Consider the following 16,548-nt stretch of genomic DNA (forward strand, 5'->3'; position numbering starts at 1 on the left):
AAGCACCGTCGATACCCAGAACCCGGCGAGCCGGCGGCTCTGGTGGCGGGTGAGCAGCGCGGTCCATGCGGCGGGCAAGCCGAACCGGCGGCAACCGCAGAAGGGGGTGAGGGTGACCATGATCGGCGTGATCGGCCGCAGAGCCCGGCACCGGGCCTGGCAGGGCTTGGTTTTACTGGTGATCGCTTTGGCGGTGAGTTCCTGTGGCTGGCAAGGCATCTCGAATGTGTCGGTCCCTGGCGGCCCGGGCAGCGGCGCCGGGTCCTACACGATTTACGTCCAGGTCCCGGACACACTGGCGATCAACGGCAACAGCAAGGTGATGGTGGCCGACGTCTTCGTCGGCAAGATTCGTGCGATCCAACTGAAAAACTGGATCGCCACGCTGACACTTGGGGTGGATAAAAGCGTCAAGCTGCCCAAGAACGCGATCGCCCGAATCGGGCAGACGAGCCTGTTGGGTACTCAGCATGTGGAGCTGGATTCGCCGCCTCACCCGTCCCCGGAGCTGCTGAAGAATGGTGACACGATCCCGCTGAAGAACTCGTCGGCCTATCCCACCGTCGAACAGACGCTGGCCAGTCTTGCCCTGATCTTGCGGGGCGGCGACGTCCCCAACCTTGAAGTGCTGCAGAACGAGATCTACAACATCGTCAACGGGCGAGCCAAGCAGATTCGTGCCCTGCTCGGCAAGCTGGACACCTTCACCCGTCAAGTCGACGCGCAACGCGATGACATCACCCGGGCCATCGATTCCACCAACCGGCTGCTGGCGTACGTGGGTCCCCGTTCGGATGTGATCGACCGGGCTCTCATCGAGTTCCCACCGCTGGTCAAGCATTTCGACGAGAAACAGCAACTTCTCATCAATGCGGTCGACGCGGTGGGGCGGCTCAGCCAGGAAGCCGGCCAGTACTTGTCCGCATCGCGGGGAAGTTTGCACCAGGACTTGCAGTCATTGCAGTGTCCGTTGCGAGAGCTTGGCCGCGCCGCACCGTATCTGTTCGGGGCGCTCAAGCTCATCGGCACCCAGCCCTTCGACATCGACAGCGTGCCGAAGCTGATGCGAGGTGATTACATGAACGTGTCGCTGACGCTCGACCTGACCTTGAGCGCTGTCGACAACGCGTTCCTCACCGGAACGGGGCTCTCGGGAGCGTTGCGCGCGCTGGAGCAATCCTACGGCCGCGACCCCCAAACGATGATTCCCGACGTCCGCTACACGCCGAACCCCAACGACGTGCCCGGCGGTCCCCTGGTGGAAAGGGCGGACCGGCAGTGCTGAGCACCGTCATCAAGCGCCAGCTGATCTTGTTCAGCATCCTGACCGTGGTCGCGCTCGTGGTGCTGGGCTGGTATTACCTGCGGATTCCCACGCTCATGGGGATCGGCCAATACACCTTGAAGGCGGACCTGCCGGCCTCGGGCGGTCTGTATCCCACCGCTAACGTGACGTACCGTGGCATCACCATCGGCAAGGTGATCGACGTGGAGCCGACCGAGGCGGGCGCCGAGGCGACGATGAGCATCGCCAGCCGGTACAAAATCCCGATCGACGCGGTTGCCAACGTCCATTCGGTCTCAGCGGTTGGCGAGCAGTATCTGGACCTGGTGTCGAAGGGCAACCCCGGCAAATACTTTGCGCCCGGGCAGACGATCACCCAGGGCACGGTGCCCGCGGAGATCGGTCCGGCGCTGGACACCGCCTACCGGGGACTGAAAGCACTGCCCAAGGACAAGATCGCTTCGCTGCTCGATGAGACGTCCCAAGCGGTGGGCGGCCTCGGGCCTGCTCTGCAAAGGCTGGTCGATGCCACCCAGGCGATCGTCGGCGATTTCAAAACCAACATCGGCGACGTCAACGACATCATTCAGCACTCCGGGCCGGTCATCGACAGCCAGGTCAACTCGGGAGATGCGATCGAACGCTGGGCCCGGAACCTGAATAGCCTGGCCGCGCAGGCTGCGCGCACCGATCCGCATGTGAAAAACGTTCTCACCCAGGCTCCCCCGACCGCGGACCAGGTTAACTCCGTGTTCAGCGATGTCCGTGAGTCACTGCCGCAAACGTTGGCGAACCTGGCGATCGTGTTGGACATGCTCAAGCGCTACCACAACGGCCTCGAACAGTACCTGGTTTTTCTGCCGCAGGGGGCGGCGATCGCCCAGACGGTGGCTGCACCGTTTGATAAGGAAGGCATGGCCGCCCTCGACCTGGCATTCTCCATCAACCAGCCGCCACCGTGTTTGACCGGTTTTCTTCCGGCATCTGAATGGCGGTCTCCGGCAGACACCAGCCCACAACCGTTACCGTCGGGGTTGTACTGCAAGATTCCCCAGGATACGCCGGCGAACGTGGTGCGCGGATCACGAAACATTCCGTGTGTAGACGTCCCCGGTAAACGTGCTGCGACGCCGCAGGAGTGCCGCAGCAACAAGCCTTATGTTCCGTTGGGCACCAACCCCTGGTACGGGGATCCCAACCAGATCCGCAACTGCCCGGCACCGGGGGCGCGCTGCGATCAGCCCGTGGATCCAGGCAGGGTGATACCGGCGCCCTCGATCAACAACGGTTTGAACCCCGCGCCCGCCGACCGGCTGCCACCGGGGGGCTCGCCGCCGCCCATCAGTGACCCGCTGCAACGGCCGGGATCGGGCACTGTGCAATGTAACGGCCAGCAACCCAACCCCTGCGTATACACTCCCAGCGGAGGTCCTGCGGCGGTCTACAGTCCACAAAGCGGTGAATTAGTGGGGCCCGACGGGGTGAAGTGGACGGTCGAGAACTCGAACAAACCGGGAGACGACGGATGGAAGGAGATGCTGGCACCAGCCGGCTGAGCCGCGCCGATGCGGGTGATCCATCGTCTTCGGAGGTGACGGCCGAGGATTCGCGAGAATCTGAGGCCGGAGCCGACCAGACTGGCCCCGGGGTGACGGCTGAGGATTCGCGAGAATCTGAGGCCGGAGCCGACCAGACTGGCCCCGGGGTGACGGCCGAGGATTCGCGAGAATCTGAGGCCGGAGCCGACCAGACTGGCCCCGAGGTGACGGCCGAGCATTCGCAGACGGCTGCCGACAGTGGCTCTGAGGTGGCAGCGGACTCGGCATCGCCCGTCCCGGTGCGCGGTCCTTCCCGACTGGGCCGGGGCTGGTTCGCCGGTATTGCTGTGGCACTTCTGCTGCTGGCCGGAGGTGTGGGTGCTGGCGGCTATTTCGCGTTGCGTGCTCATCGTCAAAGCCAGGCTCTCGCCCGCAATGACGCTGCAGCCGTGCAAGCCGCCAAGGAATGCGTCGCCGCAACGCGAGCACCGGACACCTCTGCGATGGCCGCCAGCGCCCGCAAGATTGTGGAATGCTCCACTGGCGATTTCGGGGCGCAGGCTGCGCTATACAGCGGTTTGCTCGTCGACGCGTATCAGGCCGCGAACGCTCATGTGCAGGTGTCGGACATGCGGGCGGCTGTCGAGCGCAATAACAAAGACGGTTCGGTGGATGTGCTGGTGGCGTTGCGTGTCAAGGTGACCAACAGTGAATTCAAAGATCAAGAGACCGGTTACCGCCTGCGCGTGAGAATGACGCGCGACGAGGGGCGTTACAAGATATCCAAACTCGACCAGGTCACAAAGTGACGGTAGCTGTCGACGAGACCGCAACATCTGAGGCTGTTCCAGAAGCATCCCCGAATGCGTTGGCTCCTTGGCGCCTCCGAGCTGGTGCTTTCGTGCTGGATTTGGTGCCAGGTGTGGCAGTGGTGGTCACGATGGCGCTGGTTGCGTTGATGATGCCGCTGCGCGGCCCTTGGTGGTGGGTGTGCGTGTGCGTCGCGGCGCTGGTGATTGTGCTGATGGGAGTCAACCGGTGGCTGTTGCCGAGTGTCACCGGCTGGAGCCTGGGCCGGGCAGCTGCCGGCGTGCGGGTGACCCGCAGCGACGGCTCGGCTGCGGGACCGTGGCTGCTGCTGAGCAGAGATCTCGCCCATCTGCTTGACACCCTGTCGGTTTTGGTGGGTTGGCTGTGGCCGCTGTGGGATTCGCGGCGACGCACCTTCGCCGACTTACTGCTGCGCACTGAGGTCCGGGTTGAGCCTGGCCCGCCTTTCAGGAATGTGCGCCCGCTGGCGGTGGCGGTGCTAGCGGTAGCGGCATTCACCTGCACCGCAGGGGCCGTGCTCGGCTATGCCGCGGTGTATCGCAATGACCGGGCCACCGAGCACACTCGCGCCCAGATTGCGCGGCAGGGGCCCAAAATCGTCAGCGAGATGCTGAGTTACGATCCCAAAACGCTACCAAGTGATTTCGAACGCGCACGGTCGCTGGCCACCGACAAATACCGTGAACAGTTGGCCGCCCAGCAGGCGGCGGTGCAAAAAGGTCACCCCGTCACCAACGAGTATTGGGTCGCCGACAGTTCGATCCAGTCGGCGACGCCGGATCGGGCCACCATGCTGTTGTTTATGCAGGGCCGGCGAGGCTCGCCACCGGAAGAACGATACATCAGCGCAACAGTGCGGGCGACTTTCGCCAAAGGCGCGGACGCGCGTTGGCGTGTTGACGACCTCAGCGTGTTGACAAAACCCAAACCGGGTCAGAACGGAAAATGAGTCCCCGGCGCAAGATTCAACCCGGCGAGCGGCCGCTTCTGGTCGCGCCGACGGGCAGGCCATCGCGCTGGTGGACGTTGCGACGGCCCACCTGGCAGTTGCGATCCCGGCAGTGGGGCTTGCCGCTGACCGCGGCTGCGGCTGCCGTGGTGGCGCTGGCCGCGATCACGGCGTGCATCCTCATGCTGGTTTCGCATGAAGCGGACCGACGCACAACGGTCAAGGACGCCGCCGTCCTCACCTATGTGCGCGCCTTCATGGCGGAGTTCACATCCATCGATCCGTTCCACGCCAACGACTATGTGGATCGGATCCTGGATCAGGCCACGGGTGATTTCGCCAAGCAGTACCAGGACCACGCCAACGAGATCCTTCTTGGGATCGCGCGAGCCGAACCGACCAAGGGCACTGTACTGGACGCCGGCGTGGAACGCTGGAACGACGACGGTAGCGCCACCGTCCTGGTGGCCACCGCGGTCGCTTCAAAGTCGCCGGACGGTAAACAGGTCATTGAGAACACGAATCGCTGGGTAGCCACCGCCAAGCAGGAAGGAAGCCAGTGGAAGATCAGCAACCTGCTGCAGGTGATGTGACCGGAGCCCGACCGCCGCGGCGTATGTCTCGGTGGCGGCCACTTCGTCGCGCCCGCACCGCGTCCCCGGCCACCGAGGACGTCGACCCGGCGTCCTCCGGAGCGGACGTCACCGGTTGCGACGCTGCCGCCGAGACCGATGCCGGGCTGCCCAGCGCACAAGATCCGCACCCTGGCACCGAGCGTCAATCCTTATCAGGAACGGACGAAAGCCACGACACCACAACAGATTCAGCGTCCAGCGAACCAGACGACATCCAGAGCGACGAAACACACGACGCCGCCGACCACAGCGGCGCCGAGGCGGCGCCGGAAGTCGAACAGACTGGTGCGACACGGACCAGGCAGCCGGCCGGTAAGCGGCTTGTCCTTGTTGTGGGCGCGGCGGCGGCACTGTTCGTGGGGTCCGCGGCGTTTGCCGGCGCAGCGGTCCAACCGTATCTTGCCGACCAGGCCACCGTGGCCACCAAGCTCAAGATCGCGCGAACCGCGGCCAATGCGATTACCACGTTGTGGACCTACACGCCCGAGAACATGGACACGCTGGCAGACCGTGCGGGCAACTACCTGACCGGCGATTTCGAGGCCCAATACCGTAAATTCGTCGATCGGATCGCCGCAGCGAACAAACAGGCGAAAATCACCAATAACACCCAGGTGACCGGGGCGGCGGTGGAATCGCTGAACGGCTCCGAGGCTATCGCCATCGTCTACACCAACACCACCTCGACAAGTCCGCTGACCAAGGGCATCCCGTCGCTGAAGTACTTGTCGTACCGGCTGTTCATGAAGCGTGAGCACGCCCGCTGGCTCGTGACCAGGATGACGACGATCACCGCCCTGGATTTGACGCCCCGCCTGTAGTGCGGCCGGTCGGGGAGGTGGTGATTGTGCCCATGCGATGTGCTGGTAGCGAAGCGGTTATTTCACCGCCGGTGCTGCTCCCCGTTGCCTCGGCGGGGCCGATGTGCCCAGCCTTTGGCCGAAGCGAGCCGCTGGCATGGGTGAGCGGGAAAGACTGCGCTGCAGCGTTACACCGGGTGGAAACGCCATTCCCGGTGCGCCGGCGCGGCACCAACCCGCGCCGGTTCCGGGCCGATAGTTCGTGTGTGGGGGGCGTCAGTTGAATGCAAGCCAGCTGGGCAGCGCGCGCTCATGGGAATCGCAGAGAACCTGGCGGGTGTCGCAGTTTCCCTTCGGTGCTCCTGCTCCGGCCCACATGCCGCCGGTATCCCGGCGCAACACAATCGCCGACGATCCACCCCCGTCGAGCAACACCGCATTATCACTGCCCAGGCCGCGGAACAGGTCCTGCATGTTATCGGGGGTGTAGTTACCGCCCTGAAAGACATACATCTCATCTTTTTGCCGGGAGTAGCCGATGGCCGTTCGCGCCGCGCTGGGCCCACCGTCATTGAGTTGACCGGTGTCGCCCGGAGACAGCAGCCCGATGCCGCTCACCGCCACAAACTTGGCACCCTTGTCCACTAAGCCCTGGATGACCGGTCCGGCGGCGTCAAAATCTTCTCTGCTTTTAGGGCGAACCACATACGGCGCAGCGCCGGACGGCAGGATCATCGTCGATAGCGCAGTCCAGTGATTGTCGCCACCGGAAAGGCCCGGCTTGCCGGCGTAGGGGATGGTACCGGTGACCGCCATGTTGGCCCGACCCTGCCCGCGCGTGTTGTCGACGAACGCGCCCATCGGTGAGCTACAGCCGGTCGACTTCCATGAACCGCCGTGCTGTCCGCGGATATCAAAGAAGTTGGCGTTGATCGCGATTGTCGGTTGGCCCAACACTTGCCAGGCTTGCAGCGGGGCGTAGGTCTCGGAAGCCTGCCACAATCCGTCGCTGGTACGGGCACCGGGATTGTGTTCGCATCGCGCCTGGTAACCGGTGTGGGTGTCCACTAGCAGGTGTGGTGAAAGTCGTTGCGACGCAGCCTTGATGATCATGAGGTGACCACCGTTGTTCATCTCGTACCACTCACCGTTGGCATTGAGCATCGGCGTGGGATGGCCGGGCCCGAAGTTGTAGACCAAATAGGAGCCCCGAGTGGTGGCAATGGCATTGGCCAGCAAGTCACGTGCCCCGGCGTGTGCGACAGGCTGCCCGGTGGTCACCGCCAGCACCGCAACCAGCATCAGCCCGGCGCCACAGGACACCGCGCGGCGGAGACTGGAAGCAAGACTGATCACAGCGCACCTTTCGGTCCGACACCAATACACAACAAACACAACACCAGAAACACAGGTAACACACTCAACCTGCGTAACGATCGTGTGACGCTTCAGCTGCGGTGCAATTACGTTTGGCCGGTTAGTGTTTCCCGCGTCGCCGAATCGCCGGTGCGTGGGTGCGCGGTGGTATCCGGAATCCGGTGGTAGCCGCGACGGTCGTAGATCCAGGTGACAACGCTCCCCAGAAGCAGCCCGATGACAAGGCCGATGGCCGTCATCGTCAGTGCCTGGGAGAGGCCGGCGTCCGCGCGACCGCCGAGATACAGCAGAGCCCGGGCCCCCAAGAACACCTGATGCATGGGCTCAAAGGTGGCTAGCCAGCCGAACAACGACGGTGTGGCCTCGAGCGGGATCGTCGCGCCGGCCGACGGCAAGCCGAGGATCACGAACACCAGTAGGCTGGCCAACAGGCCGATCGAGCCCAGCACGGCGATCAGCGAGGTGGACGTGATGCCGACCGCACTAATCGCAAACACACCGTAAAGCCAGAGTGCCCACCCGTTGTAAATCGGCATCCCGAGCCCTTTGGCGATGGCGATATACACTGCCGACGTGAGCGCGGCCTGCACTACCGTTAACGCCCACTTGATGAGCAAGGTGCGAAACCGCGAGATGTTGACCTGCGCGGCGAACCGGTACACCGGGCCGAATTCGGCAGGTATATAGCCGAGCATCGAGTCGACCAGGGTGCTGACAACAATGCTGCCGGTAAACCCCGCGAGCAGCAGCAACAGCGAGTAGTAAAAAGCCGACAATCCATTCCCGGTGCCGTCCGGCAGGGGATTGTGCACCTCGGTGTTGATTTGGATGGGACTGCCCATCACCAGCGACAGGGCACCCGATTGCGGTGCGCCACCGGTATGCTGCGTGATCTGTTGGGAAAGACGTTGACCTGCCAGGGTATTAAGTGCGTGCAGCGCTGCGCCGAGGGTCTGGCCGGCGATGCTGGAGCCCAGAGTGCCGGCTCGCGGGTTCGTCACGATCGTGATGACGGGTCGCTCCGCGTGTCCAGGGCGCATGAGGTTTTGCGGCAAGTCGCGCACCCGTGACGAGAAGTTCGGCGGGATCACCACGGCGCCGTAGATCCGGGCGGTGTCCAGCTGGTGCCAAGCCTCGCCGCGGGAGAGCAGCCGAACGTCGAACTTGTTCTTGTCCAATCCCGATACCAACCTGCTCGTGATCTGCCCACCGGCCGGCCCGGCATCCTCGTTCACGATGGCGATGGGGAAATGCCGCAGGCTGGATGTCGGGTTCAAGATTCCGCCCAGGTACAAGGCGGCCAACGCCGAGAGCACTGCCAACGTGATGACGATCGGCGCAATCCAGAACCGTATGGTTCGGGTGGCTCTGCGACCGGCTGAACCGGATCGGCCGGCGCGCGGTCGGGGCTCTCGGGCGGCTTTTTCCGGGGACGCTGCCCGGTCGGCATCGTCGCCGGACCTGGCTGCGTGCCGGGGCGCTCTGTCAGTCATGCAAGGCTCCTTTTGCCGGGGTCACCCTCAGTCCTGGTGGGGGACGCCGATTGCACCGATTACGTGGTCGTGGCGAGCATCACGGACACGGACTGCCGCGTCATCGCCGCTCACTTGCTGCAGACGGGTAGCGGATGCGAGGGCGGGCACGTTGGGACCGAGCTTTTCCCCGACGACCCAGTCGTTTCACCCACCACCTAGCTGCCCAGTGCCGCATGCATCTCCCAGACCAGGATCTCCGATGGCTCGACGGCACCGACACGCACACCGCAACACGAGGTGAACCGGACTGCATCACCCTCACCCACGGTGTCAGGTCGATCGCTGTCACTCTCCAGGGTGAGTCGCCCGCGTGTGACAAAAAGGTGCAGATAGGGCGCCGAGGGCAGTTCGACCCGCTCACCCGGTTGCAGCCGTGCGCCGTGCAGCGCCGCATGGCGATTGTGGATCATGAGGGCCGCGTCGCGTCCGGGGATGCCGGAGGCGATCGGCGCCAGGGCGCCCCGCAGCAGTTGCTCGTCGATCTCCCGCTGTTGATAGCTCGGAGCAATACCGCTGTGATCGGGGATGACCCACATCTGGACGAAATGTACTGGCAACGTGTGCGAATCGTTCTTCTCCGAATGCAGGATGCCGGTGCCTGCTGACATGCGCTGAGCCAGGCCGGGGTAGATCATCCCGCGATTTCCGGCGGAATCTTGATGCACCAGTGCGCCCTGCAGCACCCATGTCACGATTTCCATGTCCCGGTGCGGGTGGGGGTCAAAGCCGCTGTTCGGCTCGACGGTGTCGTCGTTGTTGACGAGCAGCACGCCATGATGAGTGTTGGCCGGATCGTAGTGATCGCCGAACGAGAACGAATGCCTGGAAGTCAGCCAGGAGGTCTTTGTGACGGCCCGTTCTGCGGCACGGCGGATGTCGACGGCGGCAGGCATGGCTTCAGGGTAGCGGCTGCACCACCCCTAGCCGCCGCCAGCCGCGAGCGGGTGCCGCACACACTGCAATACATCCCGTGGCCGGCCTGGGAGGTGTCAAACGACCGCGGCTGCCAGCAGCTGCCGAGCGTGGCTGAGTGCTGCGTCGAGGTCAGACAGCGTCAGGGTCTCGGGACGGGCTAAGTGGATTTCGATTTGGTAAGCCGGCTGGCCATCGCGACCGAAAATAGGCAGGACCACGAATTCGGTTGAGGCCAGCTTACTCTCAAGAACTCCGGTCACCGATTCGAGTGTGACCATGGTCATCAGCGTGCTGAGCTGCCGGGCCACCTGCTCGCTGGTGTCCACCGAGGCCAACACCGCAGCGAGCCGGTCGTGTAGTGCCGCGTGCGCGTCGCCGAAGCGCCACGCCCCGTAGCCACGGTTGCGGATGTCAGCGAGCACCCGGCGGTGCTGAGCGGCGTCGGTCTCGGTCAGCCGCGGTCTGACCCGGCGCAACCATGCGTCGACCGCGTCGTCATCGCGCCACGCCATCGCAACCAAACCGAACGGTGGATCGATCGGAAAGCGCTGACCGACAGCGTGTTCGCCATCGGTGCCGTGCCCTACCGCATCAACCGTGGTCAGGTGCCGATCGCCGATCCTCGACATCGAACAGCCTGCACCCAGTGTCCTGTGCAGGAATGTGAGCGCCTCGCGGCCGCGATCCAACAGTGGAAACTGCGCCCGCAGACCGTTGACCAGCTTGAACAAGCCGGCGCCGAGGACATAACGCCGATCCGGGTGGCGGGCCACCCAGCTACCCTGCTCCAGCTCGGTGAGTAGCAGCGCGCAGGTGGAGGTACTGATGCCGCACAGCTTGGCCAGTTCAGCCGAAGTTCGACCAGCCGGTGAATCCGCCAGCGCAGCAAGGACATCCATGACACGGCGAGTGGGTGGCGATTTGGGCCGGCTGGATCGCTGCGGTCGGCTTGTTGACGAACCCATACGCAGCTCCTACCATCCGTCCCAAATATTAGCAACGACTTCCTAATATATGGAGACTGGTGATGCTGAGGGTGGGCGTGTGGGGTCCGGGGTCGATGGGTGTGATCGCGCTGCGGGCAGTGATCGACCATCCGCAGCTGGACCTGGTCGATCTCGTCGTGCACAGCGACGCGAAGGCGGGGTGTGACGCCGGTGAGCTGTGTGGGATCGGCCCGGTGGGTGTGGTGGCGACGCAGGATCCCGCCGCGATGCTCGCCGGCAACGCCGACGCGGTAGTCTACGCCGCCGCCGCCAACCTGCGGCCGGCCGAGGCAGTGCAGGAGATGGCCTCTCTCCTGCGGGCGGGCAAAAATGTAGTGTCCTGCTCCGTGGTGCCGCTGGTCTATCCGGACGCCGTTGACCCGGCTTTCACCGAACCACTCCGCGAAGCGGCGCTAGCCGGCGGTGTCTCGTTTATGACCACCGGAATCGATACGGGGTTCGCCAACGATATCCTGCCTCTGGTGCTCTCGGGGGTTGCACGGGTGATCCACAGTGTGCGGGTGACGGAAATCTTCAACTACGCGACCTACCCGGACACCCAGGCGGTATACGAGATTCTCGGTTTCGGCAAACCACCCGAGGCCAGCGCGTTGGCGGCTGCGCCCGGCGCGTTCACCTTCGGTTGGGGGCCAGTCCTGCACCAGCTTGCGCGGGGGCTGGGCGTGCGGATCGACCACATCGACGAGAAAGTGGAACGGCTCGCCGCGGACACGTCATTTGATACTCCCACCGGGCATATCGCGGCCGGGACGATTGCGGCGATGCGGTCGACGCTGACCGGATACAGTGGGGACACACCGACTTTCGTCGTCGATCATGTGACTCGTATCCACGACGACATCGCCCCACACTGGCCGCAACCGCATATTTCGATCCCGCCGCGTGACCTCGGTTATCCGGGAGCGTCTGGCCGTGGCGTGTACCGGGTGGAGATCGAGGGTTCCCCGAGTATGCGCTGTGAACTGGAGCTGGCCGACGATCACGACCATGATCTGGGTGCACGAATTGCTGGCGCCGCGCGGATGGTCAACGTGATCCCTGCGGTGTGCGCCGCCCCGCCGGGCTTGCTGTCGGCGCTGGATCTGCCGCTGATCACCGGTGCCGGCCTGGTGCGGCCGGTGCCCGGACCGTCACCGGACAGCCGGCTCTGGTCGGCGCCGGCGGGCAGTCGGCGCACCCTCGTTGACCAATCGCCGCCCGTCACCGGCAACCACGGCACAATCCGTGCTCCCAGCGGAAAGCTCCCCGATGGGTAGGCTCCCGAATTCGAGCGCACGCAGTGCGTCTCAGCCGGCTTACCCGGCTTACGCCGGCACGAGCCCGGACGATTCGGTTTAGGCTGCCCTGATGGTTACCACCCGTTGTGAACGGACCTTCGCCGGTGTGGGCGGTGTGCGCATTGTCTACGACATCTGGACACCGCACACCACCCCGAAAGCGGTGATCGTCCTCGCGCACGGTCTCGGTGAGCATGCCGGCCGCTACCACCACGTCGCGCGGCGTTTCGGCGAGAGCGGGCTGATGACCTACGCGCTCGATCACCGTGGACACGGCCGCTCAGACGGCAAGCGGGTGCTGCTGAAAGATATGTCGGAGTATCTCAACGATTTTCACGCCTTGGTCGGCATCGCCGGTCAAGAACACCCCGGTGTGGCCCGTATCGTGCTCGGACACAGCATGGGTGGTGGAATCGTCTTCGCCTGGGGTGTCGAACACCCCGACGACTACGACTTGATGGTGCTGTCTGGACCCGCAGTCGCGGCGCAGCAGTCTGTGTCACCGCTGCTGGTGGTTCTCGCCAAGATCCTGGGTGCAGTCGCGCCCGGCCTGCCGCTGCAGAAACTCGACGTCGCCGCGATATCACGCGACCCCGCGGTGGTCGCCGCCTACACCAACGATCCGCTGGTATACCACGGAAAGGTTCCCGCCGGTATCGCCCGTGGTTTGCTACAGGTCGGCGAGACCATGCCGCGGCGAGCGCCGGCGCTCACCGCGCCGCTGCTGGTGGTGCACGGCTCAGAAGACCGGCTGATCCCGGTGGACGGCAGCCGCCGCCTGGTGGAATGCGTCGGCTCGTCTGATGTCGAGCTGACCATCTACCCGGGGCTTTATCACGAAGTCTTCAACGAGCCGGAGCGCTACCAGGTGCTCGACGATGTCGTCGCCTGGATTTCGGCACGAATTTGAGCGACTGCCGACTCGGCGCACCCGGATCTGTCCGACGGGTCGCTTAGGTTAGTGCCATGACCGACGACAAGATCCTCGCCCGAATCGCCGCTTTACTGCGCCAGGCCGAAGGCACTGACAATCCCCATGAGGCTGAAGCATTCATGGCAGCGGCCCAGCGCCTGGCCACGGCGGCATCGATCGACTTGGCGGTGGCCCGGTCGCATGGGGCCGCCCGCTCGGCCGCGCGGACTCCGATCCAGCGCACCATCACCATCGGCCCCGCGGGCACGAAAGGACTGCGAACCTATGTGCAGCTTTTCGTGTTGATCGCCGCGGCCAACGACGTGCGCTGTGATGTGGCGGCGAACTCGACGTTCGTCTACGCCTACGGGTTCGTCGAGGACATCGACGTCACCCATGCCCTCTATGCCAGCCTCGTGGTGCAGATGGTACGTGCGTGTGACGCCTACCTCGCCTCGGGTGCGCACCGCCCAACGCCGACGATCACCGCCCGGTTGAACTTCCAGCTGGCGTTCGGAGCGCGGGTCGGTCAGCGGCTGGCCGAGGCCCGTGAGCAGGCCCGGCGGGAAGTGACCCGTGATCACAACCGGGCACCGGGTACTGCGGTTGCTTTGCGGGACAAGGAAATCGAGCTGTACGACTTCTACCGCAGGATGACGAAGGCGCGCGGCACCTGGCAGGCCAGCCGGGCTGCCGCCGGGTATTCGGCGGCCGCACGCCGCGCGGGTGACCGCGCCGGCAGACGGGCGCGGCTGGGGACCAGCCCGGAACTGCCGTCGGCGCGGGCAGCGTTGGGCCGATGAGCGCGCAGGGTTCGGCGGTGCGTGACGCGCAACGCTCGAAGGTCTACGCGGCTGAAGAGTTCGTGCGGACCTTATTCGACCGCGCCGCTGAGCATGGATTACCGGTTGTCGAGTTCTTCGGCTCACAGCTGACGCTGCCTCCAGAGGCGCGGTTCGGTTCGATTGCCGCGGTGCAGCGCTATGTCGATGCCGTGCTGGCGCTGCCGGCGGTGCGACGGCACTGGCCCGCGGTGTCTTCACTGACGGTGCGAGCACGACAGGCTGCTACCGCCGCTCATTACGAAAACCGGGACGGCGCAGCCGTTATCGCAGTGCCGGATCGTCACGCAGCCGACTGGGCGATGCGTGAGTTGGTGGTGCTGCATGAAATGGCGCATCACCTGTGCAGCGCCCAGCCACCACACGGTCCGGAGTTCGTCGCGACGATGTGCACACTGACCGAGCTGGTGATGGGCCCCGAATCGGGGCACGTACTGCGGGTTGTGTACGCCGAAGAGGGCGTGCGATTAGCGTTGAGCAGGTGAGCAATCGCGCCGCACTGCGGTACGACACAGACGCCGATGCCCGCGCGCGCGAGATCGAAACGCAGATGACCGACGACGAGCGATTCTCGTTGCTGGTCAGCGTGATGGGCGCTAGCGAGATGCTGCCGGTGCGAGACGAGCGCATCCCTGCGGACGTTCCGATGAGCGCCGGGTACGTACCAGGCGTTGCGCGCCTAGGAGTGCCCGCGCTGCTGATGAGCGACGCCGGCCTGGGTGTGACCAACCCGGGTTATCGGCCGGGTGACACCGCCACCGCGCTCCCGGCCGGGCTGGCGCTGGCCGCCACCTTCGACCCTGCGCTGGCGCGCGCGGCCGGTGAGGTGGTCGGAACCGAGGCACGCAGCCGCGGGTTTAATGTGCTACTGGCGGGCGGGATCAACTTGGCACGCGATCCACGCAACGGCCGCAACTTCGAATACCTCTCCGAGGATCCGCTGTTGAGTGCCACGATGGCGGCAGCGTCGATCAACGGAATACAGCAGCAACAGGTCATCTCGACAATCAAGCACTACAGCCTGAACTGTAACGAAACTAATCGCCACTGGCTCGATGCCGTCATCGACCCGGATGCACACCGCGAATCTGACCTGCTGGCATTTCAGATCGCCATCGAACGCTCCCAGCCCGGTGCCGTCATGACGGCCTACAACAAGGTCAATGGAGAGTACGCGGGCGGAAACGACGCCCTGATCAACACTGTGCTCAAAGGCGCTTGGGGATATCGAGGTTGGGTGATGTCCGACTGGGGCGCCACGCGCAGCTGGGAATACGCCCTGAAGGGTCTCGACCAGGAATCGGGCGCGCAGATCGACGCCCTGCTATGGCAGGGCGAGGCGTTCAGCGGGCCCCTGCGGGCCGCCTACGCCGACGGCAGGCTTTCTCGCGAGCGGCTGTCGGACATGGTGCGGCGGATACTGCGCTCGATGTTCGCTGTCGGAATCGACCGGTGGGGGGCGGCGCCAGCGCTGGATATGTCTGCGCATCACCGGATTGCGTTACAGATAGCCCGGCAGGGGATAGTGCTGCTGAAGAATGACGGCGTGCTGCCGCTGGGCACTGAATCGGAAGCGCACGTGGCTGTTATCGGCGGCTACGCCCAACTTGGCGTGGTCGCGGGTTGCGGCTCCAGCACGGTCGTTCCGCCGGGCGGCTACGCCGACGTCCTCCCGATCGGCGAGCCCGGCCCGCTCAGCGGTTTCCGCAGTCTGTACCTGTTGCCCTCGCCGCCGCTCACCGAACTGAGACAGCACCTTCCCCATGCCCGTATCGAGTTCGACCCGGGTCTCAGCCCGGCGGAGGCGGTGCTCGCGGCGCGCCGCGCCGACATCGCCATCGTGTTCGTGATCCGCGTCGAAGGGGAGGGTTTCGACAACGCTGACCTCTCGCTGCCCTGGGGTCAGGACTCGGTGATCGCCGCTGTTGCCGCGGCCAACCCGAACACCGTGGTGGTGCTCGAGACCGGCAATCCGGTCGCCATGCCCTGGCGTGATTCGGCCAACGCGATCGTCCAGGCATGGTATCCGGGGCAGGCCGGTGGCCAGGCGATCGCCGAGGTTCTCACCGGCACCGTCAATCCCTCGGGTCGGCTGCCGATCACCTTTCCGGTCGACCTCCGTCAAACACCGCGCCCGGGGCTTCCGGGCCTGGGCGCGCCGTGGGGGACACCGACCACGATCTGCTACCGCGAAGGGGCCGACGTCGGCTACCGGTGGTTCGCCAGGCAGGGGCACGTCCCGATGTTCGCGTTCGGGCACGGGTTGTGCTACACCAGCTTCGAGCACCGCGATCTGGTGGTCAGCGCCGGTGACACCGTCACCGCCAGCTGCACCGTAATGAACACCGGCGACCGGGCGGGTGCTGACGTGCCGCAGCTGTACCTCACCGCTGCTCCCAGTGAAAAGCGGCTGCGGTTACTCGGATTCGAGCGAGTCGAACTCGAGCCGGGGGAATCTCGGCGGGTGACCATCGAGGCGGAGCCGCGCCTGCTAGCCCGATATGACGGTGGCGCCGGGGGCTGGCGGCTTGAGCCCGGCACCTACTCGATAGCGCTGGCCACGTCGGCGACGGCTCCGCAACTGGTGGCCGAGGTGCAACTGGGTGGCCGGTTTCTCGGGCGGTGAACAGTCTGCCCGCTGCCC

14 protein-coding genes and 1 pseudogene are annotated in these 16,548 nt (G+C 64.9%); 11 read left to right on the forward strand and 4 right to left on the reverse strand.

The features are described 5' to 3' along the window. The first annotated feature begins 118 nt into the window (after nucleotides 1–118). The 6 genes from G6N08_RS06095 to G6N08_RS06120 all read left to right on the forward strand — a co-directional run bounded on the left by G6N08_RS06095 (nucleotide 119) and on the right by G6N08_RS06120 (nucleotide 6,059). A complete protein-coding gene (locus tag G6N08_RS06095; RefSeq protein WP_163756756.1) occupies nucleotides 119–1,285 on the forward strand; it encodes a virulence factor Mce family protein in 1,167 nt (388 codons plus the stop codon). Next, nucleotides 1,279–2,841 carry a virulence factor Mce family protein gene (locus G6N08_RS06100; RefSeq protein WP_163755267.1) on the forward strand — a complete coding sequence of 521 codons (1,563 nt, stop codon included), beginning with the start codon at nucleotides 1,279–1,281 and terminating at the stop codon, nucleotides 2,839–2,841. The genes G6N08_RS06095 and G6N08_RS06100 overlap by 7 nt, the downstream gene beginning before the upstream one ends. A gap of 92 nt (nucleotides 2,842–2,933) precedes the next feature. Beyond that, nucleotides 2,934–3,632, forward strand: coding sequence for an Rv1363c family protein (locus G6N08_RS06105; RefSeq protein WP_174813278.1), 699 nt, complete (start codon nucleotides 2,934–2,936; stop codon nucleotides 3,630–3,632). After that, a complete protein-coding gene (locus G6N08_RS06110; protein ID WP_163755270.1) occupies nucleotides 3,629–4,603 on the forward strand; it encodes an RDD family protein in 975 nt (324 codons plus the stop codon). Before G6N08_RS06105 ends, G6N08_RS06110 begins: the two co-directional genes overlap by 4 nt. Continuing rightward, nucleotides 4,600–5,196 carry an Rv1363c family protein gene (locus G6N08_RS06115; RefSeq protein ID WP_163755273.1) on the forward strand — a complete coding sequence of 199 codons (597 nt, stop codon included), beginning with the start codon at nucleotides 4,600–4,602 and terminating at the stop codon, nucleotides 5,194–5,196. Before G6N08_RS06110 ends, G6N08_RS06115 begins: the two co-directional genes overlap by 4 nt. Beyond that, nucleotides 5,163–6,059: a mammalian cell entry protein gene (locus G6N08_RS06120; RefSeq protein WP_371868963.1), complete on the forward strand. Its 897-nt coding sequence runs from the start codon at nucleotides 5,163–5,165 to the stop codon at nucleotides 6,057–6,059. Before G6N08_RS06115 ends, G6N08_RS06120 begins: the two co-directional genes overlap by 34 nt. Before the next feature lie 255 nt (nucleotides 6,060–6,314). On the opposite strand, the gene G6N08_RS06125 is transcribed toward G6N08_RS06120, so the two are convergent. The 4 genes from G6N08_RS06125 to G6N08_RS06140 form a co-directional block, all read right to left on the reverse strand. Then, nucleotides 6,315–7,340: a phosphodiester glycosidase family protein gene (locus G6N08_RS06125; RefSeq protein WP_371869000.1), complete on the reverse strand. Its 1,026-nt coding sequence runs from the start codon at nucleotides 7,338–7,340 to the stop codon at nucleotides 6,315–6,317. A gap of 161 nt (nucleotides 7,341–7,501) precedes the next feature. Continuing rightward, entirely contained in the window at nucleotides 7,502–8,908 is a 1,407-nt protein-coding gene (locus tag G6N08_RS06130; RefSeq protein WP_163755279.1) for a YhgE/Pip domain-containing protein, read from the reverse strand. A gap of 197 nt (nucleotides 8,909–9,105) precedes the next feature. Next, nucleotides 9,106–9,843, reverse strand: a complete 738-nt coding sequence (locus tag G6N08_RS06135) for a pirin family protein (protein ID WP_163755280.1) — start codon at nucleotides 9,841–9,843, stop codon at nucleotides 9,106–9,108. A 96-nt stretch (nucleotides 9,844–9,939) separates the two neighbouring features. Continuing rightward, nucleotides 9,940–10,764 (reverse strand): helix-turn-helix domain-containing protein, encoded by an 825-nt coding sequence (locus G6N08_RS06140; protein ID WP_163755281.1) that lies wholly within the window; start codon nucleotides 10,762–10,764, stop codon nucleotides 9,940–9,942. Between the two features lie 128 nt (nucleotides 10,765–10,892). Between G6N08_RS06140 and G6N08_RS06145 the strand changes: the two are divergent. The 5 genes and pseudogenes from G6N08_RS06145 to G6N08_RS06165 all read left to right on the forward strand — a co-directional run. After that, nucleotides 10,893–12,023, forward strand: a pseudogene (locus tag G6N08_RS06145) (NAD(P)H-dependent amine dehydrogenase family protein); the annotation flags it as partial. A gap of 196 nt (nucleotides 12,024–12,219) precedes the next feature. Further along, nucleotides 12,220–13,059: an alpha/beta hydrolase gene (locus tag G6N08_RS06150; RefSeq protein ID WP_163755283.1), complete on the forward strand. Its 840-nt coding sequence runs from the start codon at nucleotides 12,220–12,222 to the stop codon at nucleotides 13,057–13,059. A gap of 56 nt (nucleotides 13,060–13,115) precedes the next feature. After that, nucleotides 13,116–13,865 (forward strand): DUF2786 domain-containing protein, encoded by a 750-nt coding sequence (locus G6N08_RS06155; RefSeq protein WP_163755284.1) that lies wholly within the window; start codon nucleotides 13,116–13,118, stop codon nucleotides 13,863–13,865. Further along, nucleotides 13,862–14,389 (forward strand): TIGR04338 family metallohydrolase, encoded by a 528-nt coding sequence (locus tag G6N08_RS06160; protein WP_163755285.1) that lies wholly within the window; start codon nucleotides 13,862–13,864, stop codon nucleotides 14,387–14,389. The genes G6N08_RS06155 and G6N08_RS06160 overlap by 4 nt, the downstream gene beginning before the upstream one ends. A 65-nt stretch (nucleotides 14,390–14,454) precedes the next feature. Further along, on the forward strand, nucleotides 14,455–16,530 hold the full coding sequence (locus G6N08_RS06165; RefSeq protein WP_163756757.1) for a beta-glucosidase: 2,076 nt from the start codon (nucleotides 14,455–14,457) through the stop codon (nucleotides 16,528–16,530). The last annotated feature ends 18 nt before the right edge of the window (nucleotides 16,531–16,548 follow it).

Source organism: Mycobacterium botniense, from assembly GCF_010723305.1.
Taxonomy (GTDB): Bacteria; Actinomycetota; Actinomycetes; order Mycobacteriales; family Mycobacteriaceae; genus Mycobacterium; species Mycobacterium botniense.